The sequence below is a fragment of the Actinophytocola xanthii genome (assembly GCF_001921205.1).
GTDB classification, from domain to species: Bacteria; Actinomycetota; Actinomycetes; order Mycobacteriales; family Pseudonocardiaceae; genus Actinophytocola; species Actinophytocola xanthii.
The window spans coordinates 14,167-39,173 of the sequence record NZ_MSIE01000044.1 but is presented as its reverse complement, the minus strand read 5'-3'; the positions used below and the strand labels follow the sequence as shown (position 1 = coordinate 39,173).

Below are 25,007 nucleotides of genomic sequence, written 5' to 3'. Positions count from 1 at the left end.
CGTGCTTGACGGACAGGGCCAATACCGGGTAATTGGTCCGCCGATGAGACCAATTCCGCCGGAGTCGCTGGTGGCCCTGCTCGGCCGGTGGTCGGCCGGGCGGGGACCGCTGTACCTGCTGCTGGCGACCCGGCTCCGCCAGCTGATCGCCGACGGGGAGCTGCCCGACCAGCACCTACTCCCGCCGGACCGCACGCTGGCCGCGGCGCTGGCGGTCGGCCGGGGCACCGTCGTCGCCGCCTACGACGTGCTCCGCCAGGAGGGCCGGCTCGTCCGGACCAGGGGCAGCGGCACCCGGGTGTGCGCCGAGGCGCCGGACCCGGGAACGAGCGGCACGGCCACCGCGAACCCGCTGTTCCTGCACCTGCTGGACAGGCCGGGGGACGGCGTCCTCCAGCTGGCCTGCGCCGGCCCGGACGCGCTGCCGCCGGAGCTCGTCGCGGCACACCACACCGCGCTGGACCACCTGTCCCGCATGTCCTCCGCCGGGCTCGGCTACCACCCCGCCGGCGTTCCGGAGCTGCGGACGGCGCTCGCCGCGCGGTACACCGCGCAGGGCGTGCCGACCACACAGGACCAGATCCTCGTCACGACCGGCGGCCAACAGGCGCTGGCGCTGCTCGCCCGGCTGCTGGTGGCCCCCGGGGACCGGGTGCTCACCGAGACACCCACCTACCCGGGCGCCGTCGAGGTCTTCCGGGACGCGGTGGCGGCCATCCGCACGGTCCGGGTCGCCGAGCACGGTCTCGACGTGGACGCCTTCGCCGCGGCGATGACCCGCGAGCGCCCGGCGCTGGCCTACGTGACCGCGAGCTTCCACAACCCGACCGGCACCTGCGTCCACACCCTCGCCCGCCGCCGCCTGGCCCGGGTCGCCGAGCGGTCCGGGACGCCGCTGGTGGACGACGAGGTGCTGGCCCCGCTCGGGTTCACCGACCAGCCGCCACCAATTGCCGCCTTCGCCACCGCGGACGAGGTCGTCACGATCGGGTCGCTGAGCAAGCTCGTGTGGGGCGGGATCCGCATCGGGTGGGTCCGCGCCGCCCCAGCGATGATCACCCGGTTGGCCCGGCTCAAGGCCACGCACGACCTCGGCGGGGACGTGTTGGCCCAGCTCAGCGCCGCGCACCTGCTGCCGCAGCTGGACGAGCTCCGCCGGCGGCGGGTCGCGGCGCTGCGGGAACGGCACGACCACCTGCGCGGCGAGCTCGCCAGGGTGCTGCCGGAGTGGGAGGTGACGAGCGCACAGGGCGGCCAGACCCTCTGGGTGCGGCTGCCCGGCACGGACACCGAGTCCTTTGCCCAGACCGCGCTGCGCCACGGGGTCGCCGTGGTGCCGGGGTCGGCGTTCGACCCGGGCCGGGGCCACCGCGAGCACGTCCGGATCCCCTACCTCGCCGACCCGGCCACGCTGGGGGACGCGGTGGAACGGCTGGCCAGCGCCTGGCGGCAGGGGGCCGCCGTTCGTTGATCATGCCGTCCTCCTGGGCGCGTGCCACCATCGAGCTACAGATCCGTGAGGTGCGCTTTTGGAGGACAGGCGGTGCGATTCAACGAGAACGCTGAGCTCGACACGTCCCAGGTCAGCGACCAGCGTGGGATGGGCGGGCGCGTCGCCGTCGGCGGAGGTGGGCTCGGGATCCTCGGGCTGATCATCTACTTCGTGATCTCGCAGCTGGGCGGCGGTGAGGCCCTCCCGTCCGGCGCCGGGTTCGGAGACGTGAGCCCGGACCAGCAGGTGGGGTCGGAGGCCATCGCGGAGCGGTGCCGGACCGGTGCGGACGCCAACCGGGAGGCGGACTGCCGGGCCGTCGCGTTCATCAACTCGATCCAGGCCTACTGGGAGGACCAGTTCGCGGGCTCGGGTGCGGACTACCGGACCGCGCAGACCAACTTCTTCTCGGGCGGGGTGCAGACCGGCGGATGCGGCAGCGCCAGCTCCGCCGCGGGGCCGTTCTACTGCCCGGCCGACGCGGAGGTCTACATCGACCTCAACTTCTTCACCGAGCTCGAGCAGCGGTTCGGGGCCACCGGTGGGCCGTTCGTCGAGGCCTACGTGCTGGCCCACGAGTACGGCCACCACGTGCAGAACCTGCTCGGAACGTCGGACCGGGTGCAGCCCGGCACCGGCCCGACCTCGGACTCGGTGCGCCTGGAGCTGCAGGCCGACTGCTATGCCGGGGCCTGGGCCAACCATGCGACGACCACACCGACCGAGTCGGGTGAGCCGCTGATCATCGGCGTGACCTCCGAGGACATCGCTGCCGCGCTGGACGCCGCGTCCCGCATCGGAGACGACTTCATCCAGCGCGAGCTGGGTGGCGGCAGGGTGGACACGACCCAGTTCAGCCACGGCTCCTCGGAGCAGCGGCAGAAGTGGTACAACGTCGGCTTCGAGAGCGGCGATCCCAACCGCTGCAACACCTTCGACACCAACAGCCTCTGACGCCGCCGAACACCACCCGACCCTGACGGCCGGCCTCCGCGCGTTCGCGGAGGCCGGCTTCGTGCTGCTTGCCGACGCCTCAGGTTAAAAATCTTTGACACCAAGTCAGCTCTGATTTACATTGGTCCTGTCAAAGTTGTTTAACATTGGGAGTGCGCGGTGACGTACGAAGAAGGACGCGCGTGGATCATGGCGGTGGTCAGCGCCGTCGGCTATGCGGTGTACCTGGTGGTCACCTTCGCTCGGGCGGCTGGACAGCCGCTCGCCGAGACGCCCTACGTGGCCCAGCTGTTGTGGTCGATCGGCGGCGCGATCGTCGTCTCCATCGTGCTCGGCATCGGGGTGGCGGCCAGGGCGGGGACCGCCAGCGACGAACGAGACCGGGAGATCAACCAGGTCGGCGACCGGATCGGCCAGTCCTTCGTCGTGCTCGGGGGCGTCGGGGCGCTGCTGCTGGCGATGTTCGAGGTGGCCCACTTCTGGATCGCCAACGCGATCTACCTGGCGTTCGTGCTGTCGGCCGTCCTCGGCTCGGTGGCCAAGATCTACGCCTACCGCCGGGGTGATTTCCAGCGATGGTGAAGCCGACGAAGGTCACCAACTCGATCCGCTCGCTGCGCTTCGCGCAGGGGGAGATGACCCAGGCGGAACTCGCGCGGCGCCTCGGGGTCACCAGGCAGACGGTCATCGCGATCGAACAGGGGCGTTACTCGCCGTCGCTCGAGATGGCCTTCCAGATCGCCCGGGTGTTCCGGGTGCCGCTCGACGAGGTTTTCCAGTATCCCGAGGAGGAACAGCCGTGAAGGCGATCGTGCACGACGAGTACGGCGAGGCCGAGGTCCTGACGCTGGCCGAGGTCGACAGACCGGAGCCCGGCCGCGGGGAGGTGCTCGTCGAGGTCCGTGCGGCGGGCGTCGACCCCGGCGTGTGGCACCTGATGGCCGGGCTGCCCTACCTGGTCCGCACCGCAACGGGCCTGCGCAGGCCCCGCGACCGGGTGCGCGGGCGGGACTTCGCCGGTGTCGTGGTGGCCGTCGGACCGGGCGTCGACGCGTTCGAGCCCGGCGCGGAGGTGTTCGGCACCTGCGGGGGCGCGTTCGCCGAGTACGCCCGGGTGCGGGTGGACAGGTGTACCGCGAAGCCGCCGAACGTCAGCTTCGAGCAGGCGGCCGCGCTGCCGGTCTCGGGCCTGACCGCGCTGCACGCCGTGCGCCGCACCGTGCGGCCCGGGAACAGCGTGCTGGTCATCGGCGCGGCCGGCGGGGTCGGCTCGTTCGCGGTCCAGCTGGCCAAGGCGGCCGGGGGTGAGGTCACCGGCGTGTGCAGCACCGGAAAGCTCGAGCTGGCCCGCTCGCTCGGGGCCGACCACGTCGTCGACTACACCCGGGAGGACCCGGTGTCGGGCGCCCGTCGGTACGACGTCGTCCTCGACACCGCCGGACTCCGCCCGCTGTCCCAGCTGCGCCGGGCGCTGACCCCCCGGGGCACGCTGCTCATCATCGGCGGCGAGGGCGGCGGGCGGTGGCTGGGCGGCCTGGAGCGGGTGCTCGGCGCGATGCTGCTCTCCCCGTTCGTGAGCCACCGCCTGCGCGGGGTGATCTCCCAGGAGAACCGGAAGGACCTCGAACACCTCGGACAGCTCGTCGCCGACGGCACGCTGACGCCGGTGATCGACCGGACCTACCCGCTCGCCGACGCGGCCGAGGCAATCCGCTACATCGTGGGCGGAAACGCCCGGGGCAAGGTCGTCGTCACCATCTGATCCGGAACACGCGTTCGAATTGTCCCCAGTTCCATCCACAGCTGTGGACAACTGCCTCAGGAGCCGCTCCCCCGCCGCGACAGCGTGAACAACAGGTACGCGGCGAGGGACGGACCGTCGGTGATCACACCGTCGCGCAGCATCCGCTCCACGTCCGCCCGCGAGAACCACTGCTGGCGCATGTCCTGTTCGGTCTCCTCGCGGTTGGGCTCGCCGGGCGTGAGGTCGGTCGCCAGGAACACGTGAACACCCTCACCCGTCATGGCGTTCGCGCTGTGCAGAAAGCCGAGCCGCTCGAGCCGACCAGCCGTGAACCCGGTCTCCTCGGCCAGCTCGGCGACGGCCAACTCCTCCGGCGCGCCGCTCCGTCCGTCGGGGAACGCACCAGAGGGAAACTCCCAGGATCGGCGCCCGAGCGGATACCGGTACTGCTCCACGAGGTGAAATCCGTCGTCCTCCAAGGGGATGACGAGCGCGAAGTCGGGTTTGTCGATCACCGAGTAGAGGCCGCTGGAACCGTCGGCGCGCTCGATCCGGTCCTCGCGCAGCGACAGCCACGGGTTCTCGTACACGACTCGGGACGACAGCGTCTTGATGCTCACGCCGTCAGTCTCTCGTCATGACCAGCACCTCCGGGTGTCGGCCGGACAGGCTCACCGGGTGGCGGGCCAGCACGGGGAGGCCGGGACGGAGGTCGGCGGGGAGCAGGAGGACCGCTCGGCCGCCGGGGCGTAGGACGCGGCGCAGCTCGCGCCAGAAGCGGTCCGGGCGGCGGGCGAGCAGGCCGCCGGCCGGTACCTGGCGGTTCCACGGCGGGTTGCTCACCACCACGTCCACCGCGCCCGACCCGACCGGCAGCCGACCGGCGTCGGCCAGGCCGGCCGAGGACAGGCCGTTGGCCCGCGCCGCGGCGACCGCCGCCGGGTCGTGGTCGGTGGCCACCAGGGCGTCCGGGGCGGCACCGGCCTCCAACGGGATCGTGCCGACGCCGCAGCACGGGTCGAGCAGGCGGCGGCCCTCGAGCGGACCAGCCAGGCGGAGCATGGCGGCGGCCAGGGGCGGGTGCAGGCTGCCCGGCCGGGTCACCCGCCGGTAGGCCCGCCGGTGCAGTGGCCGCCGCGCCAGGCGCAGCGCGAGCACCGCCCGGTCGTCGGCCACGGTGACCCGCCAGGACAGGCCGGGTGGGGGCACGCCGACGCGCCGTGACCGGTAGGACAGGCCGGTGGCCGCGGCGAGCGGCTCACCGACGGCGTCCTCGAGGTCGTACCGGGTGAAGGCGCGCCGGCCGAGGAACGAGGCCGAGACGTCCACGGTGTCCACCTGGGACACACCGGCGACGTGCCGGCGCAGCGCGAGCAACGCCGGCACGTCGACCGCCGCGGCCGCCTTCGCCAGCGGACGCAGGTCCCGGCCGCGGCCCAAGCCCTCGGCCGTGGCGGCCAGCAGGAACAGGTCGTCCACACAGCGCAGGCCGAGCAGCGCCGGCCCAGGATCCGGACAGTCGAACCAGACCTCGCGGTGACCCACGTGCACCACGCGGCCCAACCCCAGGTCGTGGATCTCCTCCACGACAACGAACTCGACTCCCCGCACCGTCCGCGCCAGCAGGCGCGCGGCCGTCACGTGACGACGACGGTGCCAGGACGAGGTTCACGAGAAAACACGTGATCTTCTCCCACGTCGCGACCCGGAGCGGGGATGACCGCTCCGCATCGCTGGCGAGGGGTACCCGCAACCCGCCAGCGGTCGCGTCAGACTCGGAAGAAGAACGTCATGCGATGATCTTACCGGGAGCGCGCAATGTCATTGGTGACCAGGCGGTTCGTCGTGCAGCGGCACCGGGCGCGGCGGCTGCACTACGACCTGCGCCTGGAGCTGGACGGGGTGCTGGTCAGCTGGGCGGTGCCCAAGGGGCCGACGCTGGACCCGACCGTGCGCTCCCTCGCGGTCCGGGTGGAGGACCACGCGCTCGGCTACTTCGACTTCGAAGGCATCATCGGCGCCGGTCGCCCCGGCGGCGGCGACGTGATCGTGTGGGACTGGGGCACCTGGCGGCACGGGCGCGAGGGCGACCCGGCCGCGGCGCTGGCCGCGGGCCAGCTGCACATCGACCTGGACGGCGAGAAGCTGGGCGGTCGCTTCGTGCTCATCCACACCGGGCGCGGAAACCCCAACCACTGGTTGCTACTGCACAAGAACGACGAGTACGCCAGCCCCGGCTGGAACCCCGAGGACCACCCGCGCTCGGTCAAGACCGGACGGACCAACGACGAGCTGCACTGAGGCGCAGTACTCGACGCGAGTCAGACCCGGCGCTCGAGGGTGACCAGGATGCCTTCCACGCCACCAGGGCCGATCCGGCCCTTGATCTCCGCAGACGTGATCGCCTTGAGCTGCCAGCCCTCTGCCGCGTGCTCGTTGAGCAGCCGTTCCAGCTTCGCGCCGGACATCTTGCCGCCGATCAGCTTCTCGCGGAGCTCGATCACCTTGTACTCGAACCTGTCAGCCATGGAACCCATCATCCGGGTTCCGCGGCCATCCCGCCGGGTACTCGTACTCGAGGCGCCGGAAAGGGTGCTCGCTAGAGCATGCCGAGTGGACGGATGACCGTCGGCGTCGGCAGGTCGCCGGGAAGGCGGCATTCGCCGCACGGCGGGTACATGAGCATCGGCGCAGACGGGTCGGAGGGGGCCGGCAGGCTCATGATGGCGCGCAGCGTCCACAGTGCGCTTTCGCAGTAGTACTCCCACAATACGGTCGGCGGCGTGAACAGGTCCCTTTCCCGGAAGAGGGGCGCGCGGTAGGCGTTGCCGGACCCGTTGCGCCTGAGCAGGAGAACGTCCACCTGTCGTGCGGTGCACCAGCGGAACACCCCGGCCAACAGCGCCGGGTCCTCGGCCTCGCCCCAGCGGTAGAGCGTCCATCGTCGGTACCGCAACTCCCGAAGCAGGTCGTCGAGTGTTAGGTTGACCGCGTTCGCCACAACAATCCCTCCACCGAACACAGCATGTCGCGATGCTGAGACTAGGTTTTGTTTTCGGAAAACGGCGGAGTGTTTCCGGCGAGGAAACATGCCGGGGAAGGAAAAGCTGTGGTAGACCGCAGGAAGTCGACCGTCCGCGACCGTCAGATAGGGACTCGACTACGAACTCTGCGTGAGTCCAAAGGGCTGCGAATGGCGGCCGCGGCAAAGGTGACCGGGCTGAGCGCGCCGACGTTGAGCCGCATCGAGACGGGAAAACGTCGTATTTCCACCGAAGACGTCGCCATGCTGACGACCGCTTATGGGATGCCGGTGGAGGACCGGCAGGAGCTGATCGAGTTCGTGAAGCAGGGCGACAGCGGTGGCTGGTGGGAGCGTCCGCTGCCCGGGGTGCCGCCGGAGATGGGGCTGCTGGCCAGTTACGAGGCCGAGGCCAACAGCATCATCGACTGGTCGGTGATGCTGATCCCCGGGCTGTTGCAGATCGAGGCCTACGCGCGGGCGTACATGTTGTCCGCCCGCGTCGTGCCGGACGAGGCAGACCTGCGCTGGATCGCCCGGCGACGCCGCCAGGACATCCTGGGCAAAATCGACTACACCGCCTACATCTACGAGGGAGCGCTAGGCGTGGGGTTTGGTGGTCGCGCCGCCTTTCGGGAGCAGATCAAGCATCTTCTCGAGGCTCCCGATCGCGGAGTGGGAGTGCGGCTCGTGCGGGAGCGTCAGCCCGTGGCAGTACTGCTTCACAGCTGGCACTACATGACTTTCCCCAGCGTGGACCCGATCGTGAACGTTGAGGTCAGCAGTGGCGGGATCTATCTCCAAGATGATCAGGCCGCACCCTACACCCGGCACGTTATGATGTTGGACGAAATAGCGGTTTCACGGTCTGCGACGAAGGCGAAGCTCCAGGCACTGCTGAAGGAGATCTGATGACGTGGCGTAGTTCGACCTACTCGGGAGAAAGCGGCAACTGCGTGCAGATCCGCGGAGACCTCGCCGCCGTCCGGGACAGCAAGAACCCGCAGCGCGCACTGGAGCTGGGCCGCACGTCACTGGCTCGGTTGACGGCCTTCGCCCGAGCCGGGCGGTTCTGACACCCCCAGGTTCCCGACCGAGGCGGTCGGCGACCCGGGTGGAAGCCGGATCGTGACGAGGAGGCCGCCGGTGGGTCGGGCGGTGAGGTCGAGGGTGCCGTCGTGTGCTCGGACGATGGTCTGCACGATGGCCAGGCCCAGACCGACCCCCGCGTGCTCGTCGGTGCGCGTCCGCTCTGTACCGCGTTGGAAGGGTTCGGTCAGCGTCGGTACCAGCTCCGGCGGGAGTGGGTGACCGGTGTTCTCGATCCGCAGCAGGCTCGCGCCGTAGCGTCGTTCCGTGTGCACGCGCACGCTGCCGCCCTCGGGCAGATTGTGCACGATCGCGTTCTGCACGAGGTTGGTCATCATCCGCAGGAGCAGCGCCGGAGAGCCGACCGTGTGTGCCTTCTCGCCGGTGACGACCAGCGTGACCCCGCGCTGTTCGGCCAGGGGCAACAGCGTCTCGGCGGCTTCCTCGGCCACGAGGGACAGGTCGACGTGCTCGCGGGGCCCGCGGTCGCCGCGGCTGAGCAGCAGGAGGGCCTCGGTGAGGTCGATGGCCCGCGTGTTGACGGTGTGCAGGCGCTCGATCAGCTCCGTGTGGTCGGCTGTGGGGTCGTTGCGGGCGACGTCGAGGAGCGTCCGCGAGATCGCCAGTGGCGTGCGTAGCTCGTGGGAGGCGTTGGCCGCGAACCGTCGCTGCTCGCCGACGTGGGCTTCCAGCCGCGCGAGCATGGTGTCGAAGGCGTCGGCGAGCTCGCGGAACTCGTCTCCCGGCCCGTCCAGCTCGATCCGGTGGGAGAGCGACCCGGTCGCGGCCGTGCGGGTGGCCTCGGTGATGCGGTTCAGCGGCGACAGCATCCGACCGGCGAGAATCCACCCTCCCACGAGGCCGAACACCAGCAGGAACGCCAACGCCGCCGCCGCCCGTGGAACGAAAACCTGCAGGAGCCTGGACCGGATGGGAAACACTCCGTTGGGGAGGTCGTCGGCGGCGATGAGGAGCGCGCGGTCGGGGACGTAACGCAGGAGGAACACCCACACGGCGGCGAGCAACACGGCGCCGGCGACCATCAGGAACCCGGCATAGCTGAGGGTGAGCTTGATGCGAACGCTCCACCCGGGCTCCCTATCCACGGCTCTCGTCCTCGTGCCCGGTGTCGATGCGGTAGCCGACGCCGGACACCGTGGCGATGACCCAGGGTTCGCCGAGGCGTTTGCGCAGTGCCGAGACCGTGATGCGCACGGCGTTGGTGAACGGGTCCGCGTTCTCGTCCCACGCCCGTTCCAGCAGCTCCTCGGCGCTGACCACCCCGCCCTCGGCGGCGACGAGGACCTCGAGCACGGCGAACTGCTTGCGGGTGAGCGCGACATAACGCCCGTCGCGGTACACCTCGCGGCGGAACGGGTCCAGCCGCAGGCCGGCGATCTCCCGCACCGGTGGCCGGTTGTGGCCGCGCCTGCGGTCGAGCGCTCTGAGCCGGAGCACCAGCTCCTTGAGCTCGAAGGGCTTGGTGAGGTAGTCGTCGGCACCGAGCCCGAACCCGGTGGTCTTGTCGTCGAGCCGGTCGGCCGCGGTGAGCATGAGGATCGGCATGCCGCTACCGGAGGCGACGATGCGTCTGGCGATCTCGTCGCCCGAGGGGCCCGGGATGTCACGGTCGAGGACGGCGATGTCGTAGCTGTTGACGCCCAGCAGCTCCAGCGCGGTGTCCCCGTCCCCGGCGACGTCCGCCGCGATCGCCGCCAGCCGGAGGCCGTCCCGGACGGCTTCCGCCAGGTAGGGCTCGTCCTCCACGATCAGCACACGCATCTACCCAGCGTAGACAGCACGGTGTGCCGGGCTCAGCCGCCGCCGGGAGGGTCGACCGCCACGCCGGTGACGGCCTCGTTCTCCGCCATGCACATCTCCAGCAGCGGGAACTCGTCGTAGTTGCTGAGGATGACGCCGACCCAACCGCTGTCCCCGTAGACGGTCCAGTTGGCGCCGACGCCGCCGCCCCCGCCGCCGCGCCCGAACGTCGACACGTCGCCAATGATCGAGATTGGCATCGTGTACGTGTGGTACGAGGTGGGGTCGTAGCCGGGGATCTTGGCCGAGGTGAACAGGTCGACGTAGGGCGGGGCCAGCACCGCACCGACACGCAGCGCGTTCGCGAACCGGACCAGGTCCGGGGCGGTGGCGAAGCCGTCGCCCGAGGCGTAGCCGACGAAGGCCCGGCCCGGGTTCCTGCCCGGGGCTCCCGGGTGGACTGTGCCCTTGTCCAGGTTGCGGACGCCGTCCACCCGGCTGCCGTCGGCCTGCATCATGTACGGGTGCGCGATGCGCTCGTCGGTGAGCCACTGCTGCCTGGTGTAGTACGCCGAGCCGGTCATGCCGCAGCGTCGGAAGACGCGTTCGTGCACGTAGTCCCAGAACGTCATGCCGCTCACGGCCTCCACGACCTGGGCGGCGATGGAGAGCCCGACGCCCGCCCCGGGGCGGTGGCCGTTGTCGCTGGAGCCGGGGACGGCGACCAGCCGCGCCTGCCGCGCCCACTGCCGCTGTGCCTCGTGCACCTCCGCCACGCTGTGGAAGACGCGTTGCCAGTCCGGCATCGGGGCGTCCAGCCCGGCGAGGGTGAGCAGCAGGTGGTGGATGGTCACCTGGTCGGCGATGTCGTCGGGGAAGCCCGTGAGGTGGGTACCCACCGTGTCCGACAGCGCCAGCCTGCCCTGCTGCGCCAACTGCAGGACGGCCACCGACAGAAAGGGCTGGCTCGCCGAGGAGAGGTTGAACGCGACGTTCTCGTGGTTGCGGACCCCCTTCTCCCGGTCGGCCATCCCGTAGCCGCGGGACAGCACGGTCCGGCCCCGGTAGGACAGCAGCACCACGCCGGAGAACCGGTCCTCGGCGGCCAGCCGCGCGACGAACCGGTCATAGGCCCCGCCGGGCAGGGTGTCCGGCGGGATCCGGCCGGGGCGGGCCGGGTCGGCGTGGCCGACCGAGGTCCCCACCACCGGCACGCCCGCCGCCACGCCGGCCGCCGCCAGCCCGCCCCACCCGAGCAGTCGGCGCCGCTCGACACCGCCCGCGGAGTCAGAGGTCACGGTCGCAGTCCTTTCCCCTGGTGGCCATGACGTGCACTGAAGACACCGGGCCGTTGCGAGGGCGTATGCGTTTTTCGATATGCCGGCAATACACCGGGCCTCCGACCGTGTGGTCGAAGGCCCGGTTCCTACCGTGCGCCTCAGGTCGGCCGGTTGGTGCGGCGCTCGAAGGCGCGGCGCGACCAGAGGAAGCCGACCAGGGCGATCACCACGCACCAGGCGAGCGCGAGCACCCAGGCCGAGCCGATGCCGGTTCCCATCAGGAGGCCGCGGACGGTCTCGATGATCGGGGTGAAGGGCTGGTACTCGGCGAAGTGGCGGACGCCGGCCGGCATCGAGTCGGTGGGTACGAAGCCGCTGCCCAGCAAGGGGAGGAAGGTCAGCGGCGTCGGCATGTTGCTGGCCGACTCGGCGTTCCTGGCGACCAGGCCGAAGCCGGCGGAGAGCCAGGTCAGGGCGAACACCAGGAGGGTCAGGATGCCCGCCGCGGCCACCCACTCCAGGGCGTCGCCGTTGGGCCGGAAGCCCATCAGCAGCGCCACCCCGATCACCAGCGCCACGCTCAGCAGCGTCTGGAGCACTCCCCCGATCACGTGCCCGGTCAGGATCGCGGACCGGGCGACGGCCATCGTGCGTAAGCGGTTCATGACGCCCTGGGTGGCGTCGACGCACACCGACACCGCCGTCGCGATACTGCCGGAGGTCGCGGCGACCAGGATCACGCCCGGCGCCAGGTAGTTGATGTAGTCGCCGCCGCCGAGCCCGGTGCTGATCCCACCGCCGAGCGCGGAGCCGAAGACGCCGCCGAACAGCAGCAGCATCACCACCGGCACGGCCAGCGTGCCGATCGTCATCGACGGGTAGCGCCGGGCGTGGGTCAGGTTGCGGCGAAGCATGGTCAGCGAGTCGGTCATCACGTAGGTGCTCATCGGCGCGCGCTCCGATCGGTCAGGGCGAAGAAGACGTCGTTCAGGTCAGGGGTGTGCACCGACAGCTCGTCGGCCTCGACCGACACGTCGTCGAGGCGGGCGAGGACCGAGCGCAGGTCGCGGACCCCGCCGTCGGCCGGCACGCGCAGGACCAGCGCCTCGTCCTCGCGCTGGACGTCGCCGAGCACGCGCGCGGCCGCCGCGAGGTCGACCTCGTCGGCGAAGCGGATCGTGATGTGGGCTCCCGGGATCATCCGCTTCAGCTGGGCGGCGGTGCCCTCCGCCACGATCTTCCCGCCGTCGAGCACGGCGATGCGGTCGGCGAGCTCGTCGGCCTCCTCCAGGTACTGCGTGGTGAGGAAGATCGTCACGCCCTCGGCGACCAGCTCGCGGATGATCTGCCACATCGTCTGCCGGCTGCGCGGGTCGAGCCCGGTCGTCGGCTCGTCGAGGAAGATCACCCGCGGGCTGCCCACCAGCGTCATCGCCAGGTCGAGCCGGCGCCGCATCCCGCCCGAGTAGGTCGAGGGCAGCTTGGCACCGGCCTCGGTCAGGTCGAACCGCTTCAGCAGCTCGTCGGTCACGCGCCGACCGGCGGTGCGCGGCAGGTGGTGCAGGTCCGCCATCAGCATCAGGTTCTCCGCCCCGGTCAACAGGTCGTCGATCGCGGAGAACTGCCCGGTCACGCCGATCGCGCCGCGAACCGCCTCCGCGTCGCGGACCACGTCCTTCCCGACCACGTGGGCCGTGCCGGCGTCGGCGCGGAGGAAGGTGGTGAGGACGTGCACGATCGTGGTCTTCCCGGCGCCGTTGGGCCCGAGCAGTGCGAAGATCGTCCCCTCCGGGACGGCCAGGTCGATGCCGTCGAGCACCAGGTGGTCGCCGAAGGACTTGCGCAGTCCAGCGGCGGAGATCGCAGTCGACATGTCGGTGTCTCTCCTCGTTCCTGTGGTGTCCCTCATCGGATGTCCGCCCGGTGGACCACGATGTCGCCGGCGATCGTGCGCGCCCGCACTTCGGCCACCTCGCCCGGTTCCGGCGCGTGGTCGGTCGGGGTCATCCGGTTGTGCACCCGCCCGCTCACCGAGTTCACGTCGAGCCAGGCCGCGGTGCCCTCCCGGATCCCGACCTCCAGGTCGCCCGAGGCGACGTCGAGATCGACGACCCCCCGGCTCACCTCGTCGATCCGCACGCCGCCTTTGGCCGAGCGGACGTGCACCCCGGATCCGGCGCGCTCGACGACGGTGTCCCCGTTGGCCGAGTTCACCCGCAGCTCGCCGGTGATGCGGCCGATCCGCGTGCTGCCGTTCAGGTTCTTCACCACGGCCGAGCCCTCGACCTCGCCGAGCCGGACGTCGCCGGTGCCGGTGCTGACGTCGACGTCACCGGAGGCGCGGGCAACGGACACCCGGCCCATGCCCAGGCTCACCTGTACCGGCCCGGTCTCCTCGAAGTGGGCACCGCCGTCGTAGGTCTTGAACCGGCACCGGCCAAGCCGGCCCTCGGCGGTGAACCCGCCCGAGGTCACGTCGGCGTCTACCGCCGAGCCGGCCGGCAGCTCGATGTGGACGTCGAACGACTCCGACTTGCTGCTGAAGATGCTGCTCCGCCGGGCCCCCTTCACCAGCAGCTGGCCGTCGGCGTACGTGACGCGTACCGCGCCGGCGGCGCGCACGTCGGAGGCGTTGGACTCGTTGGTCGGCCGGACCTCGACGACGGTGTCCGCGCGGTCGCCGGCGATGATCGTGGTGTTGGCCGTGACCGCCGCCAGGACGACGGAGATGGGTTCCGGCGTGGCGAATTCAGGCATGGCTCTGCCCTCACAAGGTGTCGGTGGTGCTCGTGTGCTGGTCAGGGGCCCGGGACGACGCCCCGGGAAGTCAGCGGCTGGTCAGCGGACCCAGCCGGTGTAGTGCTGGCCGCTCCAGCTGTTCTCCCGCCGGACCGGCCGCTCGTTCTCGGCGAGGGCCGCGGAGGCGACCCGGATGAGCCAGGCGTTCGCCGAGAGCCCGGCCTTTCCGGCCGCCTCGTCGATCCGGGCCTTGAGGCTCTCCGGCAGGCGGAGGTTCAGGCGAGTGGTGGCCCCATCGTCGGGCTCGGGTGCCACCGGTGGCGCGGGTGGTGCCATATCTGGTGCCGCAGTGGCCCGCGACTCGGCTGCGGGTTGCGAGACGACGAACTCGGCGTCCTGGCCACGGAGACGAACGTCCACCGAGCCCGGGGCGAGCTCGCGGGTGATCTCCTCCGCCGCCGCCGAGAGCACGGTCAACAGCGTGAGCCTGGTCGCCGCGTCGATGGGTGCCAGCATCCGCTCGGCAAGCAGACGTGCCTCCTCACCTGCGGCTTCGGCTGCGACAGCAAGCTGGTGCCGGAGGTTGTCGACGTGGGGCGTCAGGTCCATGGCACAACTATGGCACCGCGTCGCCGGCTGCGCAAGCCATCTTGGCACCAAGCGGTGCCAAGATGGCACCTAGAGGTCGGTTACGCGGCGTGCCAGCTCCACCCGGGAGCGCACTCCGAGCGTGGCGAAGATGTTGCGCAGGTGGTGGTCGACGGTGCGGTGGCTGATCACCAGGCGGCGGGCGATCTCCTTGTTGGTCTCCCCCACTGCGACCAGCCGGGAGATCTCGGCCTGCTGCGGGGTGAGGCCGGCCAGCGTCGCCCTCGCGTCCTCGACGCTCTCCCCCGAGGCACGTAGCCCGGTCCGGGCGCGCTCGGCCCAGTGGTCGGCACCGGCCAGCCGGAACCCGCGCAGCGCGGCGCGGAACTGCTCGCGTGCCATCCGGGTACGCCGGTGGCGTCGGAGGCGGTTGGCGTAGGCGAGCTGGGTCCTGGCCAGCTCCAGTGCCGAGCCGGCCCGGCGGTGCAGGGTCAGCGCGGTGCGGAAGTGGTGTTCGGCGCCGTCGAGGTCCTCGGCGAGCAGGCCGTGGCACCGGTGGGACAGGGCGAGCCAGGCCGGGTCGGCGCCGGCCAGCACCCATTCGTCGAACGTGGCCAGGGCGCGCGTGACGCGGTCCGGCTGCTCGGCGCGGACCGCCGCCTCGACCAGCTGTGCGGTGGTGAGCACGCGGATGGCCGGTTGGTCGCCGCTCACGCCGGCGCACAGGGTCTCCAGCCGGCCGAGGGCGTCGCCCGGCCGGTCGTCGACGAGGTCGAGGCAGGCCAGGGCCCACGCGCTGACCGCGCCGGGACGGCCAAGAGCACGCGCCGCGATCCCGGGGGCGGCGCTGTCCAGGGCGGCCAGGGCGACCTCCCGGTCGCCGAGCAACGCGGCGGACAGGGCACGGAGGGAGAGGTGCTCGGCCCAGGTGTTGCGTTGGCCGGCGGCGACCGACGCGGCGAGGCCCTCGGCCGTCGCGGCCTGTGCCACCCGGTGCCGGTCCAGCGTGATCGCGGCGAGCGCCAGGTGGACCAGCGCCCACGGCAGCGCGGCGGCGCGGCGGCCAGCCCTCGCGCGGCTGACCGCGGCGGCGGCGCACTCGAAGGTCCGCTCGAGGTCACCCAGCGCGAACGCGGCCTCCGCCGCCCAGACCGCCGAGCCGCCGTCCGTGCTCGCCGAGCCCAGCGCCACCACCTCGCGCAGGGGCTCCCTGGCCCGGGCGTGCCGCCCGGTGAAGGTGGCGCTCGCGCCGGCGAACTGCGCGGCGGCGAGGGCCAGTACCGGCTCGGTTCTCCCGGTGGCCGCGAAGCGGGCGAGCAGGCCGGGGACCCGGGCGGAGAGAGCCTGGTAGCCGGCGAGGTCACCCCCGAGCCGGCGCGCCTCCCCGGCGAGGAGGAGAGCGGTGGCTGCCTCGGTGGGGTCGGCCAGCTCCTCGGCCGCGGCCGCCAGCTCGTGTGTGGCGACGGCCGGCTCCCCGTCACGCAGCTCGATCTCGCCCCGGAGCAGAGCGGCCCTGGCGAGGACGGCCGCTGCGGCCTCGGAGGTGCCGGTGGGTTCGCGGCCGGCCTGGCGAGTGCTCGGGTGGCAGCGGGACAACAGGGTGCGAGCTCGGCCGGGGCGGCCGGCCAGCCAGGCCTGTTCGGCCGCGGCCAACAGGCGGGTCGCCCGGTGATCGGGGTGGACGGTGAGGACGGCGGCCCGTTCCAGGAGGCTGGTGGCGGTCGCGGGGTCGGTGCCGGCGGCCGCGCTGGCCAGGGCGTCACCCAGGGGCGGGCTCGGGCCGGGGGCGTCGCTGGCCAGGGCGTCACCCAGGGGCGAGGTCGGGTCGGCGGCCGCGCTGGCCGGAGCGTCACCCAGGGGCGAGGTCGGGTCGGGGGCCGCGCTGGCTGGAGCGTCACCCAGGGGCGGGCCCGGGTCGGGGGCGGCCATCGCCTGGTGCCAGATGCGGCGGGGGCCGGTCAGCGCGGTGGCCAGGAAGGCGTGGGCGGCCTGGCGCTCGGCGGCCGTGGCCAGGTGGTAGAGGGTGGCGCGCACCAGCGGGCTCGGCAGGCGGGGCGCGGTCCCGGCCAGGCGGAGCAGGCCCGCGGTCAACAGCTCCTCGACGGCGGCGGGGGTGGCGCAGCCATGCAGCGCCTCAAGGTCCGCCGAGGGCTCCGCGGCGACGCAGACCAACAGCAGCCGCGCGGGCGGGGACAGGGCGGCCAGGCGAGCGCGGTAGTCGGCGGCGCGTCCCTCCGGCAGCACCTCCGGCAGGGGGGCGCGGTCGGCGAGCTGCGCCGGGCTCAGCGACTCGGCCAGCGCGAGCAGGTCCTGGGGGTTGCCGCCGGCCAGCTCGGTCAGCACCGCGCGAACCCCGGCGGGGAGCGGCAGCAGGCGCTCGCACGCCTCCTCCGGCAACGGCGGGAGCCACATCCTGGGGATGCCGGCCAGCGGGTCGTGACCGGGCCGGGCGAGCTCGGGGCGGGCGGCGAGGACCACGGCCACCGGGTGGCCAGCCAGGCGCCTGGCGGCGAAGGCCAGGACCGCCAGCGACTCGGCGTCCAACCACTGCGCGTCGTCCACGCACACGCGTACCGGGGCGGTCTCGGCAAGCACGGTCAGCAGGCGGTGGACGCCGCAGCGCAGCAGGAACCCGTCGGGGCGACCGGCGAGGCCGACGGCGTCGCGCAGAGCCTCCGCCTGTTGCGCGGGCACCAGCGGGAACCGGTCGGTCAGCGGGGCCAGCAGGCGGTGCAGCGCGGCGAACGGGACGTCGCGCTCGGCCAGTAGTCCCGACACGGCGACCGTGGCGTCTACTGTGGACAAGATGGTCGTCTTGCCCATGCCCGCCTCGCCGAGCAGCAGCAGCGCGCCACCCGTCTCGGCGAGCGCGGCCAGCCTGCGCAGCTCGGCCGCCCTGCCGAGCAGGGCGGGCCTCACGGGACGTCGACGAGCCGGCCGCGCAGTTCCCGCTTGAGCACCTTGCCGGCCGCCGAGATCGGGATCTGGTCCACGAAGTGCACCTCCCGCAACCTTTTGTAGGCCACGACCTGCTCGTTCACCGCGCCCATCAGGTCCTCCGCGCTCACCGACCGGTCGGCCGGCACGACGAAGGCCACCGGCAGCTCACCGACAGCCTGGTCCGGACGGCCGACGACCGCCGCCGCGAGCACGGCCGGGTGCGCGGCGAGCAGCTCCTCGAGCTCGCGTGGGTAGACGTTGTAGCCCTTGTAGAGCAGCATGTCCTTCATGCGATCCACAATGGACAGATAACCGTCCTCGTCGAGGACGCCGACGTCGCCGGTGTGCAGCCAACCGTCCCTGAGCACCTCGTCCGTCGCGTCCGGACGGTTGTGGTAGCCGGCCATCACCTGGGGCCCGCGGATGCACACCTCGCCACGCTCACCGGCGGGCAGCGGCTCGCCGTCGTGGCCAGTGACCCGCACCTCGGTGTCGAAGATCGGCACCCCGACCGTTCCCGGCTTGCGCAGCCCGGATCGGTGGGTCGGGCCGAGCGTCGCGCCCATCGTCACCTCGGTCAGCCCGTAGCCCTCGCTGATCACGGCGTCCGGCGCCAGCTCGCGCAGCCGCCGGATCATCTCCACCGGCATCGGCGCGGCGCCCGAGGAGATCGCGCGCACCGAGGACAGGTCGGTCGTGGCGATGTCCGGGCAGGCGAGCAGCGCGGCGAACAGCGCCGGCGCGCCGCCCATCGACGTGACCCGCAGGCGTTGCACGTCGGCGAGGTAGGCGGCGGGGTCGAGCCGGTCGTGCAGCACCGTCGAGTACCCGCAGAGCAGCAACGCGTTCAGGCCGGCGACCGTGCCCATTGCGTGGAACCACGGGGTCAGGTTGACCGCCACCGCCGTGCCCAGCCGGGTCGGCCACTCGCTCTCGTCGCCGACCTGGTCGAGCACGAGCCCGCCGTCGCTGTCCAGCGCCGGCAGCGAACCCGTGCCCCAGCAGGCGTACTGCAGGGTGTTGACCACCACGTTGCGGTGCGAGAGTCGAACCCCCTTGGACTCGCCCGTGGTGCCGCCGGTGTACGCGAGGTGCGCCAGGTCCGTGCGCACGTCGATCTCCACCTCGGGGGGCAGCTCCGGATGCCCCTCGCAGATCGAGGGCACCTCCGCCGCGGTGACCACGAGCACCGCGCCGGCGTCGGCGATCTGCCTGGCCGCGGCCGGCTCCGGCAGGAGCGGGTTGACCGGGACGAACACCGCGCCGGCGAGCAGTGTCCCGTAGTAGGCCACCGGGTACTCCAGGCAGTTCGGCATCCGCAGGGCCACCCGGTCGCCGCGGGAGACGCCGCGGGCGAGCAGACCGCCCGCGAAGCGAGCGGCGCGTCGGCCCAGCTCCGAGTAGGTCAGCTCCTCGCCGCCCCGGGCGAAGGCCACGCGGTCGCGGTAGCGCCGGGCCGAGCCGGCGAGGATCGCACCGACCGGGACCTCGGGATAGGCGAGCGATCCGGGGAGACCGGGTGGCCAGCACGCGTCGGTCCAGGCAGGCATCGGCTCTCCTCGCGTCAACGGTGAACGCCGGCCCCCCGATGAAACACCAGCCGGATGTGTTTCACAAGGCGGTCGCCCGGACGGAGGACTCCCGAGCCGGGACACCCGCCTCGACTAGCGCGGCGAGCAAGGTCGACGCGGCCTCCAGGTCCGGTGCCCGGCCGACCAGCACGTCGGAGTACAGGAACGCCTCGCCGAGCCGGACTATCGCGTAGCAGAGGCTCTCCAGGCTCACCGCCGGCACGAAGCCGCCGTCCTCGACGTCGCGGCGCAGCAGGTCGACGTGGGCGCTCATCACCCTGGGCTGGACCCGGCCCTGCGGGTCGGTCAGCACCCGGATCGCTACCGTCGGCTCCTCGTCGAGCAGGCGGCGGAACCCCTCGTTGCCGGCGATGTCCGACCGGTACCGGCGCATCACCGCGAGGCAGCGCAGCTCGCCCGAGTCGTCCCGCACCCGGTCGCCGTTCTCCGCCTGCCACGCGCGCAGAGCGGCCGCCATGGTGCGGTCGGCCAGGTACCAGAGCGCCTCCCCCATCAACTCCTCGCGGTTGCCGACCCGGCGGAACAGCGTGCTGCGGGAGATGCCGAGGGCCGTCGCGAACGTGCGGGTGTCCAGGCGGGCGCCGCGCCCGATCCAGTGCGCGGCGGCCCGGACGATCTCCTCGGCCGTGGCGCTCACGCCCGAAGCCTACGGCCGCGGCGGCCGCTCGGACCCCGGCTGCCAGACGCACCGGCGATTTCACCGATGCGAGTGATGCCTACTCGCTGCGACGCTTCCATCACCATACGCTTCCAACCCGGCGCTCAGCGCTGAGCCGACCGAGAGGTGCGACAGATGCGACGAACCCTTCGAACCCTGTGCGGGCTGGCCCTGGCCGGCTCGGTGCTGGCCGGCACGGCCAGCACCGCGAGCGCGCAGGAGAACCCGTACGAGCGCGGCCCCGACCCGACCGAGAACAGCATCGAGGCGACCCGCGGTCCGTTCGCGGTATCCCAGACCTCGGTGTCCAGCCTGGTCGTGACCGGCTTCGGGGGCGGGACGATCTACTACCCGACGAGCACCGCCGAGGGCACCTTCGGCGCGGTCGCCGTGTCCCCCGGGTTCACCGCGACCCAGTCGAGCATCGCCTGGATCGGTCCGCGGCTGGCCTCCCAGGGGTTCGTGGTGATCACCATCGACACGCTGACCGTCCTCGACCAGCCGGACAGCCGCGGTGACCAGCTGCTGGCGGCCCTGGACTACCTGACCCAGCGGTCCTCGGTCCGCGGGCGCATCGACGCGTCCCGGCTCGCGGTGTCCGGACACTCGATGGGCGGCGGCGGCTCGCTGGAGGCGACCGAGACCCGGCCGTCCCTGCAGGCCTCGGTGCCGCTCGCACCGTGGAACGCGGACAAGACCTGGTCCTCGGTGCGGACACCGACGTTCATCATCGGCGGCGAGAGCGACTCGGTGGCATCGGTGTCCTCGCACTCGATCCCGTTCTACCAGTCCATCCCGGCCGCGTCGGAGAAGGCGTACATGGAGCTGGACGGGGCAAGCCACTTCTTCCCGAACACGCCGAACACCACGATGGCGAAGTACCTCATCTCCTGGATGAAGCGGTTCGTCGACAACGACACCCGCTACGAGCAGTTTCTCTGCCCGCCGCCGAACGACAGTGACATCGAGGAGTACCGCCACACCTGCCCGCACGTGTAGCGGGCACCGGCAGCGGGGCACCCGGCGACCCGGGTGCCCCGCGTTCGCGCTGTGGTCAGCCAGCGAGCACCTTGCGCAGCCGCTCGGCGAACTCGACCGGCACGTCGGTGAAGCCGCCGTGGTCGCCCGGGAACTCCACCGGGTCGGACCCCAACAACTCGGCGAGCGCGACCGAGGTCCGGACGGTGAGCAGCCCGCCCGAGGCGGCACCCACGCCCACGACCACCCTGGCCGCCCGGAGCGCCGCGAGGTCAGGCACGTAACGGGTGGTGCCGCGCAGCTCGTGGGCGAAGAACCGGGCGGTGTTGGCCAAGTCCTCCTCGCTTGGCTCGTAGTCCGGCGCGACGGGGCCGCCGCCGTCCTCGCCGGACAGGTCGAACCCGGCGTTGACCATGAACGTCGCCCAGGCTGCCCCCGGCCCGTCCCGGTGGAACACCTCGATGTTCGCCTCGGTGGCGGCGTGCCGCTCGGCGGCGTCGGGCAGCAGCTCGAGCAGCGGCGGCTCGTGCGCGACCAGCGTCCGCACCCGGTCCGGGTGCCGGGTGACCAGGGCGAGACCGGTGACCGCGCCGCCGCTGCTGCCGAAGACGTCGGCGTCCGCGGCACCGATCGCGTCCAGGATCGCGGTGACGTCGTCGGCACGCAGGTCGGGTGTGGACTCCTGGCCCGGGTCCTCGAGCCGGCTGCCGGAGATCCCCCGCGGGTCGAGGGTGACCACGGTGTGGTCGGCGGCGAGGGCGTCGGCGAGCGGAGCGAACGCCGCGGCGTTCATCGGTGAGCCCATGGCGACCAGGACCGGTCCCGAACCCCGGACCTCGTAGTACAGCCGGGCTCCTGGCACGTCCAGAGTGTGGCTCGTGGTCATCACGTCGTCCTTTCGTAGCGGAGGTGACGTCGGTAGGACTCCCCGCCGCGCCCGGAATCGTCGCTCCGGGAGAAACCCGCACACTGGTCGGGTGAACGGGATGATCGCGGTGGGCTGGCCGCTGGCCGGAGTCCTCGTACTGCTGACCGCCTTCGCGGCCCTGGTCGTCCGGCTCGGCCAGCTCGGCCCCTGGCTACCGGTGGTCACGGCGGCCGCCCGGGCCGTGGCCCAGCTGGCGGCGGTGTCCCTGCTGATCACCGCCGTCCTCGCCTCGGGCTGGCTGACCGGCGGGTTCGTGCTGCTCATGTACGTGATCGCCGCGCTCACCTCGTCCCGCCGCGTCTTCGGGCGGCTCAGCACGACGCCCGCGCTGTCGATCGCCGCCGGGGCGGCGCCGGCGCTGGCGCTGCTGCTCGGCACTCGCCTGGTGCCGCTGGAGCCGGTGGCGGTGATCCCGATCGCCGGGATCCTGATCGGCGGTGGGATGACCGCCACCTCCCTCGCCGGGCGGCGAGCACTGGACGAGCTGAAGACGCGACACGGCGAGTACGAGGCCGGTCTCGCGCTGGGCCTGCTGAACCGGGACGCGGCGCTGCTGCTCACCAGGCCCACCGCGCACCAGGCGCTCGTCCCGGTGCTCGACCAGACCCGGACCGTGGGACTGGTGACCCTGCCGGGGGCGTTCGTGGGCGTCCTGCTCGGCGGCGGCGACCCGGTACAGGCCGGAGCGACACAGATCGTCGTCCTCATCGCGCTGCTGGCGGTGGAGGCGGTGGCCGTGCTGCTGACCGTGGAGCTGATCGCCCGGGAAACTTGATTGGTCCAGACCTTGTGAATCACTGTTGGTCTAGACCACACTGCGCTCAAGGGGGGCCCTGCATACGAGGAGACCCGCATGCGTAGACGTCTGACGGTCCTGCTGGCCGCGTTAGCCATGATCATGTTGGGGCTGGTGGCCGTGCCCGCCACCGCCGCTCCCGGCCTCACCGCCACGTTCACCAAGGTGTCCGACTGGGGCTCCGGGTTCGAGGGCAAGGTGACGGTGACCAACACCTCGGGCACCGCGCTCAACGGCTGGACCGTCGAGTTCGACCTGCCGGCCGGCCACACCATCACCAGCTCCTGGGACGCGCAGCGCACCAGCTCCGGCCAGCACCACACGTTCCGCAACCCCACCTGGGCACCGACCCTGCCCTCCGGCGCGAGCGCCGTGTTCGGGTTCAACGGGAGCCCGGGCGGCGCAGTGGGCATCCAGAACTGCCGGCTCAACGGCGACACCTGCGACGGCGGCTCCGGGAACCCGGGCGTCCCGCCGGCTCCCGGCAGCCCTCGGGTCACCGGCACGACCGCGAACTCGATCTCGCTGGCCTGGAACGCCTCCGGCGGCTCGGTCACCGGGTACCGGGTGTTCGAGGGTTCGACGGTCCGGACCACCGTGACCGGCACCTCGGCGACCGTCGGCGGCCTCGGCACCTGCACGAGCCACACGTTCACCGTCGCCGCGTACAACGCCGCCGGCGAGTCGGCCCGCAGCGCACCGGTCTCGGCGACAACGACCGGCTGCACCCAGCCCACCGGCGGCCGCGGAGCGCCCTACCTCTACCTCGGCTGGGGCAACCCGCCGTCGCCACAGACGGTGATGTCCGCGACCGGCGTCCGCTGGTTCACGATGGCGTTCGTGCTGTCCGGCGGCGGCTGCACCCCGGCCTGGGACTCCACCCGCCCGCTGCGCGGCGGGGTGGACGAGCAGACGATCAACGCGATCCGGGCGGCCGGCGGTGACATCGTGCCGAGCTTCGGCGGGTGGAGCGGCAACAAACTCGGCCCGAACTGCGCCGACGCGCAGGCGCTGGCCGGCGCATACCAGCAGGTGATCGACGCCTACCAGCTCAAGGCGATCGACATCGACATCGAGAACTCCGACGAGTTCGAGAACGAGGCCGTGCAGGACCGGATCCTGAACGCGCTCAAGATCGTCAAGCAGAACAACCCGGGCATCCAGACGATCGTCACGTTCGGCACCACGACCACCGGGCCGAACTACTACGGCAACAGGCTGATCGAGCGGGCGGCGGCGCTCCAGGCCGGGATCGACGTGTTCACGATCATGCCGTTCGACTTCGGCAGCGCGAACATCGGCCAGGACACCGTCAACGCGGCCGAGGGCCTGAAGAACAAGCTGCGCTCGACGTTCGGGTGGACCGACGCGCAGGCCTACGCGCACATGGGCATCTCCGGGATGAACGGCCTGTCCGACCAGCGGGAGCTGACCAGCACGGACACCTGGACCCAGATCCGCGACTGGGCCAAGGCCCGCGGCCTCGCCCGGCTCGCCTTCTGGTCGGTCAACCGCGACCGCCCCTGCCCCGGCGGCGGCGTGACCCCGGACTGCAGTGGCATCGAGCAGCCCGAGTGGGAGTTCTCCAGGATCACGGCAGGGTTCTGAGCGGACCGTCCGGGGGTGGCCGCGCCACCCCCGGACCTCAGCCCACCTCCGCCAGGGTTGGCAGCCTCAGCTCGGCCAGTACCCGCGGGACGTTGTTGACGCACAGCGCGTCCACCCCGGCGTCGAGCAGTTGCTGGGCGAAGGACACGCCGGGGCACCAGGCGAGGAACTCCCGCCCGCTGGTGTGCACCAGGTCCACCACGTACTCCAGCGGCCGGTGCAGTTCCGGTGGCTCGACGTCGTTGGGGCGGAGCGACCCCCAGTGTGGGGCCAGCACCTGCACGTCCAGGTGCCCGGCCATCGCGACGGCCTGGCCGATCGGGAACGACAACCAGGTCAGCAGGCCGCGAGGCACCTCGGGTGCGAGCTCGCGGGCGATGTCCAGGGCGCCCGCGTCGAACGAGCTGATCAGGGTCGGGCGGCGGGTGGCCTCGCGGCGCACCACGCCGGCCAGGCGGCCCATGGTCGAGTCGGCCCGGGAGCGGGTGGCGTCCTCCATGGCGGACTTGACGTCGAAGTCGACGCCGACCTCGGTGGGTAGGGCCTCGAGCAGTTCCTCCAGGTCGAGTGCGTCGCCGGTGCCGGTGATGTCGGCGTAGAACACACCGTCGTCGGTGGCCGGATTGTGGGCGACCACGAGCCGGTCGTCGCAGGTCCGCCGGACGTCGACCTCCACCCAGTCGATCCCGAACTCGACCGCGGCGAGGAAGGACTCGAGGGTGTTCTCCCGGTGCCCCTCCACGGTTCCGCGACCACAACCCCGATGCCCCAGGAGAACCGGCCTGGGCCCGAACACTCCGTTGCCGTCCATAGCGCGCCGACACCCCGCGCGCCGGAC

General features: G+C 72.0%; 27 protein-coding genes. 11 read left to right on the top strand and 16 right to left on the bottom strand.

The window, feature by feature from the left end; all coding sequences use genetic code 11:
• Nucleotides 1-43 precede the first annotated feature (43 nt).
• The 5 genes from BU204_RS23150 to BU204_RS23130 all read left to right on the top strand — a co-directional run bounded on the left by BU204_RS23150 (nucleotide 44) and on the right by BU204_RS23130 (nucleotide 4,208).
• Nucleotides 44-1,471: an aminotransferase-like domain-containing protein gene (locus BU204_RS23150; protein WP_075127835.1), complete on the top strand. Its 1,428-nt coding sequence runs from the start codon at nucleotides 44-46 to the stop codon at nucleotides 1,469-1,471.
• 72 nt (nucleotides 1,472-1,543) lie between these two features.
• Nucleotides 1,544-2,446 carry a KPN_02809 family neutral zinc metallopeptidase gene (gene ypfJ / locus BU204_RS23145; protein ID WP_075127834.1) on the top strand — a complete coding sequence of 301 codons (903 nt, stop codon included), beginning with the start codon at nucleotides 1,544-1,546 and terminating at the stop codon, nucleotides 2,444-2,446.
• A gap of 159 nt (nucleotides 2,447-2,605) precedes the next feature.
• Nucleotides 2,606-3,028: a hypothetical protein gene (locus BU204_RS23140; protein WP_143229667.1), complete on the top strand. Its 423-nt coding sequence runs from the start codon at nucleotides 2,606-2,608 to the stop codon at nucleotides 3,026-3,028.
• On the top strand, nucleotides 3,022-3,249 hold the full coding sequence (locus BU204_RS23135; RefSeq protein ID WP_075127832.1) for a helix-turn-helix transcriptional regulator: 228 nt from the start codon (nucleotides 3,022-3,024) through the stop codon (nucleotides 3,247-3,249). Before BU204_RS23140 ends, BU204_RS23135 begins: the two co-directional genes overlap by 7 nt.
• On the top strand, nucleotides 3,246-4,208 hold the full coding sequence (locus tag BU204_RS23130; RefSeq protein ID WP_075127831.1) for an NAD(P)-dependent alcohol dehydrogenase: 963 nt from the start codon (nucleotides 3,246-3,248) through the stop codon (nucleotides 4,206-4,208). The genes BU204_RS23135 and BU204_RS23130 overlap by 4 nt, the downstream gene beginning before the upstream one ends.
• A 56-nt stretch (nucleotides 4,209-4,264) precedes the next feature.
• On the opposite strand, the gene BU204_RS23125 is transcribed toward BU204_RS23130, so the two are convergent.
• Both BU204_RS23125 and BU204_RS23120 read right to left on the bottom strand, forming a co-directional pair.
• On the bottom strand, nucleotides 4,265-4,810 hold the full coding sequence (locus BU204_RS23125; protein WP_332888587.1) for an NUDIX hydrolase: 546 nt from the start codon (nucleotides 4,808-4,810) through the stop codon (nucleotides 4,265-4,267).
• 4 nt (nucleotides 4,811-4,814) lie between these two features.
• A complete protein-coding gene (locus BU204_RS23120; RefSeq protein WP_083661548.1) occupies nucleotides 4,815-5,831 on the bottom strand; it encodes a methyltransferase domain-containing protein in 1,017 nt (338 codons plus the stop codon).
• Nucleotides 5,832-6,008: 177 nt separating this feature from the next.
• Here BU204_RS23120 and BU204_RS23115 point away from each other — a divergent pair, with 177 nt between their 5' ends.
• A complete protein-coding gene (locus tag BU204_RS23115) occupies nucleotides 6,009-6,491 on the top strand; it encodes a DNA polymerase ligase N-terminal domain-containing protein (protein ID WP_083661547.1) in 483 nt (160 codons plus the stop codon).
• Between the two features lie 20 nt (nucleotides 6,492-6,511).
• Here the strand turns inward: BU204_RS23115 and BU204_RS23110 are convergent, their stop codons facing one another.
• Together BU204_RS23110 and BU204_RS23105 are read right to left on the bottom strand one after the other, a co-directional pair.
• On the bottom strand, nucleotides 6,512-6,718 hold the full coding sequence (locus tag BU204_RS23110) for a DUF4177 domain-containing protein (RefSeq protein ID WP_075127830.1): 207 nt from the start codon (nucleotides 6,716-6,718) through the stop codon (nucleotides 6,512-6,514).
• Between the two features lie 71 nt (nucleotides 6,719-6,789).
• Nucleotides 6,790-7,191, bottom strand: a complete 402-nt coding sequence (locus tag BU204_RS23105) for a hypothetical protein (RefSeq protein WP_083661546.1) — start codon at nucleotides 7,189-7,191, stop codon at nucleotides 6,790-6,792.
• A 69-nt stretch (nucleotides 7,192-7,260) separates the two neighbouring features.
• Between BU204_RS23105 and BU204_RS23100 the strand changes: the two genes are divergently transcribed.
• Both BU204_RS23100 and BU204_RS23095 read left to right on the top strand, forming a co-directional pair.
• On the top strand, nucleotides 7,261-8,124 hold the full coding sequence (locus BU204_RS23100) for a helix-turn-helix domain-containing protein (RefSeq protein WP_332888588.1): 864 nt from the start codon (nucleotides 7,261-7,263) through the stop codon (nucleotides 8,122-8,124).
• The gene (locus BU204_RS23095) at nucleotides 8,124-8,288 is read left to right on the top strand and encodes a DUF397 domain-containing protein (protein ID WP_075127828.1); all 165 of its coding nucleotides are present in this window, start codon (nucleotides 8,124-8,126) and stop codon (nucleotides 8,286-8,288) included. Before BU204_RS23100 ends, BU204_RS23095 begins: the two co-directional genes overlap by 1 nt.
• Here BU204_RS23095 and BU204_RS23090 read toward each other — a convergent pair.
• The 10 genes from BU204_RS23090 to BU204_RS23045 form a co-directional block, all read right to left on the bottom strand.
• Entirely contained in the window at nucleotides 8,244-9,407 is a 1,164-nt protein-coding gene (locus tag BU204_RS23090; RefSeq protein WP_075127827.1) for a sensor histidine kinase, read from the bottom strand. The two genes, BU204_RS23095 and BU204_RS23090, sit on opposite strands and share 45 nt — an antisense overlap.
• On the bottom strand, nucleotides 9,400-10,083 hold the full coding sequence (locus tag BU204_RS23085; protein WP_075127826.1) for a response regulator transcription factor: 684 nt from the start codon (nucleotides 10,081-10,083) through the stop codon (nucleotides 9,400-9,402). The genes BU204_RS23090 and BU204_RS23085 overlap by 8 nt, the downstream gene beginning before the upstream one ends.
• A 32-nt stretch (nucleotides 10,084-10,115) precedes the next feature.
• The gene (locus BU204_RS23080; RefSeq protein ID WP_075127825.1) at nucleotides 10,116-11,360 is read right to left on the bottom strand and encodes a serine hydrolase domain-containing protein; all 1,245 of its coding nucleotides are present in this window, start codon (nucleotides 11,358-11,360) and stop codon (nucleotides 10,116-10,118) included.
• Between the two features lie 140 nt (nucleotides 11,361-11,500).
• The gene (locus BU204_RS23075; RefSeq protein WP_075127824.1) at nucleotides 11,501-12,289 is read right to left on the bottom strand and encodes an ABC transporter permease; all 789 of its coding nucleotides are present in this window, start codon (nucleotides 12,287-12,289) and stop codon (nucleotides 11,501-11,503) included.
• Entirely contained in the window at nucleotides 12,286-13,215 is a 930-nt protein-coding gene (locus BU204_RS23070) for an ATP-binding cassette domain-containing protein (protein ID WP_075127823.1), read from the bottom strand. The genes BU204_RS23075 and BU204_RS23070 overlap by 4 nt, the downstream gene beginning before the upstream one ends.
• Before the next feature lie 32 nt (nucleotides 13,216-13,247).
• Nucleotides 13,248-14,099, bottom strand: coding sequence for a DUF4097 family beta strand repeat-containing protein (locus tag BU204_RS23065; protein ID WP_075127822.1), 852 nt, complete (start codon nucleotides 14,097-14,099; stop codon nucleotides 13,248-13,250).
• An 81-nt stretch (nucleotides 14,100-14,180) separates the two neighbouring features.
• Nucleotides 14,181-14,690 carry a toxin-antitoxin system HicB family antitoxin gene (locus BU204_RS23060; RefSeq protein ID WP_075127821.1) on the bottom strand — a complete coding sequence of 170 codons (510 nt, stop codon included), beginning with the start codon at nucleotides 14,688-14,690 and terminating at the stop codon, nucleotides 14,181-14,183.
• A 69-nt stretch (nucleotides 14,691-14,759) separates the two neighbouring features.
• Nucleotides 14,760-17,588 carry a helix-turn-helix transcriptional regulator gene (locus BU204_RS23055; protein WP_075127820.1) on the bottom strand — a complete coding sequence of 943 codons (2,829 nt, stop codon included), beginning with the start codon at nucleotides 17,586-17,588 and terminating at the stop codon, nucleotides 14,760-14,762.
• On the bottom strand, nucleotides 17,585-19,159 hold the full coding sequence (locus BU204_RS23050) for a class I adenylate-forming enzyme family protein (protein ID WP_075127819.1): 1,575 nt from the start codon (nucleotides 19,157-19,159) through the stop codon (nucleotides 17,585-17,587). Before BU204_RS23050 ends, BU204_RS23055 begins: the two co-directional genes overlap by 4 nt.
• 61 nt (nucleotides 19,160-19,220) lie before the next feature.
• Complete coding sequence (locus tag BU204_RS23045; protein WP_075127818.1) at nucleotides 19,221-19,838, bottom strand: QsdR family transcriptional regulator; 618 nt, start codon at nucleotides 19,836-19,838, stop codon at nucleotides 19,221-19,223.
• 156 nt (nucleotides 19,839-19,994) lie between these two features.
• Between BU204_RS23045 and BU204_RS23040 the strand changes: the two genes are divergently transcribed.
• Nucleotides 19,995-20,858, top strand: a complete 864-nt coding sequence (locus tag BU204_RS23040) for a poly(ethylene terephthalate) hydrolase family protein (RefSeq protein WP_075127817.1) — start codon at nucleotides 19,995-19,997, stop codon at nucleotides 20,856-20,858.
• Between the two features lie 55 nt (nucleotides 20,859-20,913).
• Here the strand turns inward: BU204_RS23040 and BU204_RS23035 are convergent, their stop codons facing one another.
• Nucleotides 20,914-21,723 carry an alpha/beta fold hydrolase gene (locus tag BU204_RS23035; protein ID WP_075127816.1) on the bottom strand — a complete coding sequence of 270 codons (810 nt, stop codon included), beginning with the start codon at nucleotides 21,721-21,723 and terminating at the stop codon, nucleotides 20,914-20,916.
• A 100-nt stretch (nucleotides 21,724-21,823) separates the two neighbouring features.
• Here BU204_RS23035 and BU204_RS23030 point away from each other — a divergent pair, with 100 nt between their 5' ends.
• Together BU204_RS23030 and BU204_RS23025 are read left to right on the top strand one after the other, a co-directional pair.
• On the top strand, nucleotides 21,824-22,540 hold the full coding sequence (locus BU204_RS23030) for an ABC transporter permease (protein ID WP_075127888.1): 717 nt from the start codon (nucleotides 21,824-21,826) through the stop codon (nucleotides 22,538-22,540).
• A gap of 78 nt (nucleotides 22,541-22,618) precedes the next feature.
• A complete protein-coding gene (locus BU204_RS23025) occupies nucleotides 22,619-24,169 on the top strand; it encodes a cellulose binding domain-containing protein (protein WP_075127815.1) in 1,551 nt (516 codons plus the stop codon).
• Between the two features lie 37 nt (nucleotides 24,170-24,206).
• On the opposite strand, the gene BU204_RS23020 is transcribed toward BU204_RS23025, so the two are convergent.
• Entirely contained in the window at nucleotides 24,207-24,980 is a 774-nt protein-coding gene (locus BU204_RS23020; RefSeq protein ID WP_075127814.1) for a glycerophosphodiester phosphodiesterase, read from the bottom strand.
• Nucleotides 24,981-25,007: the final 27 nt, after the last annotated feature.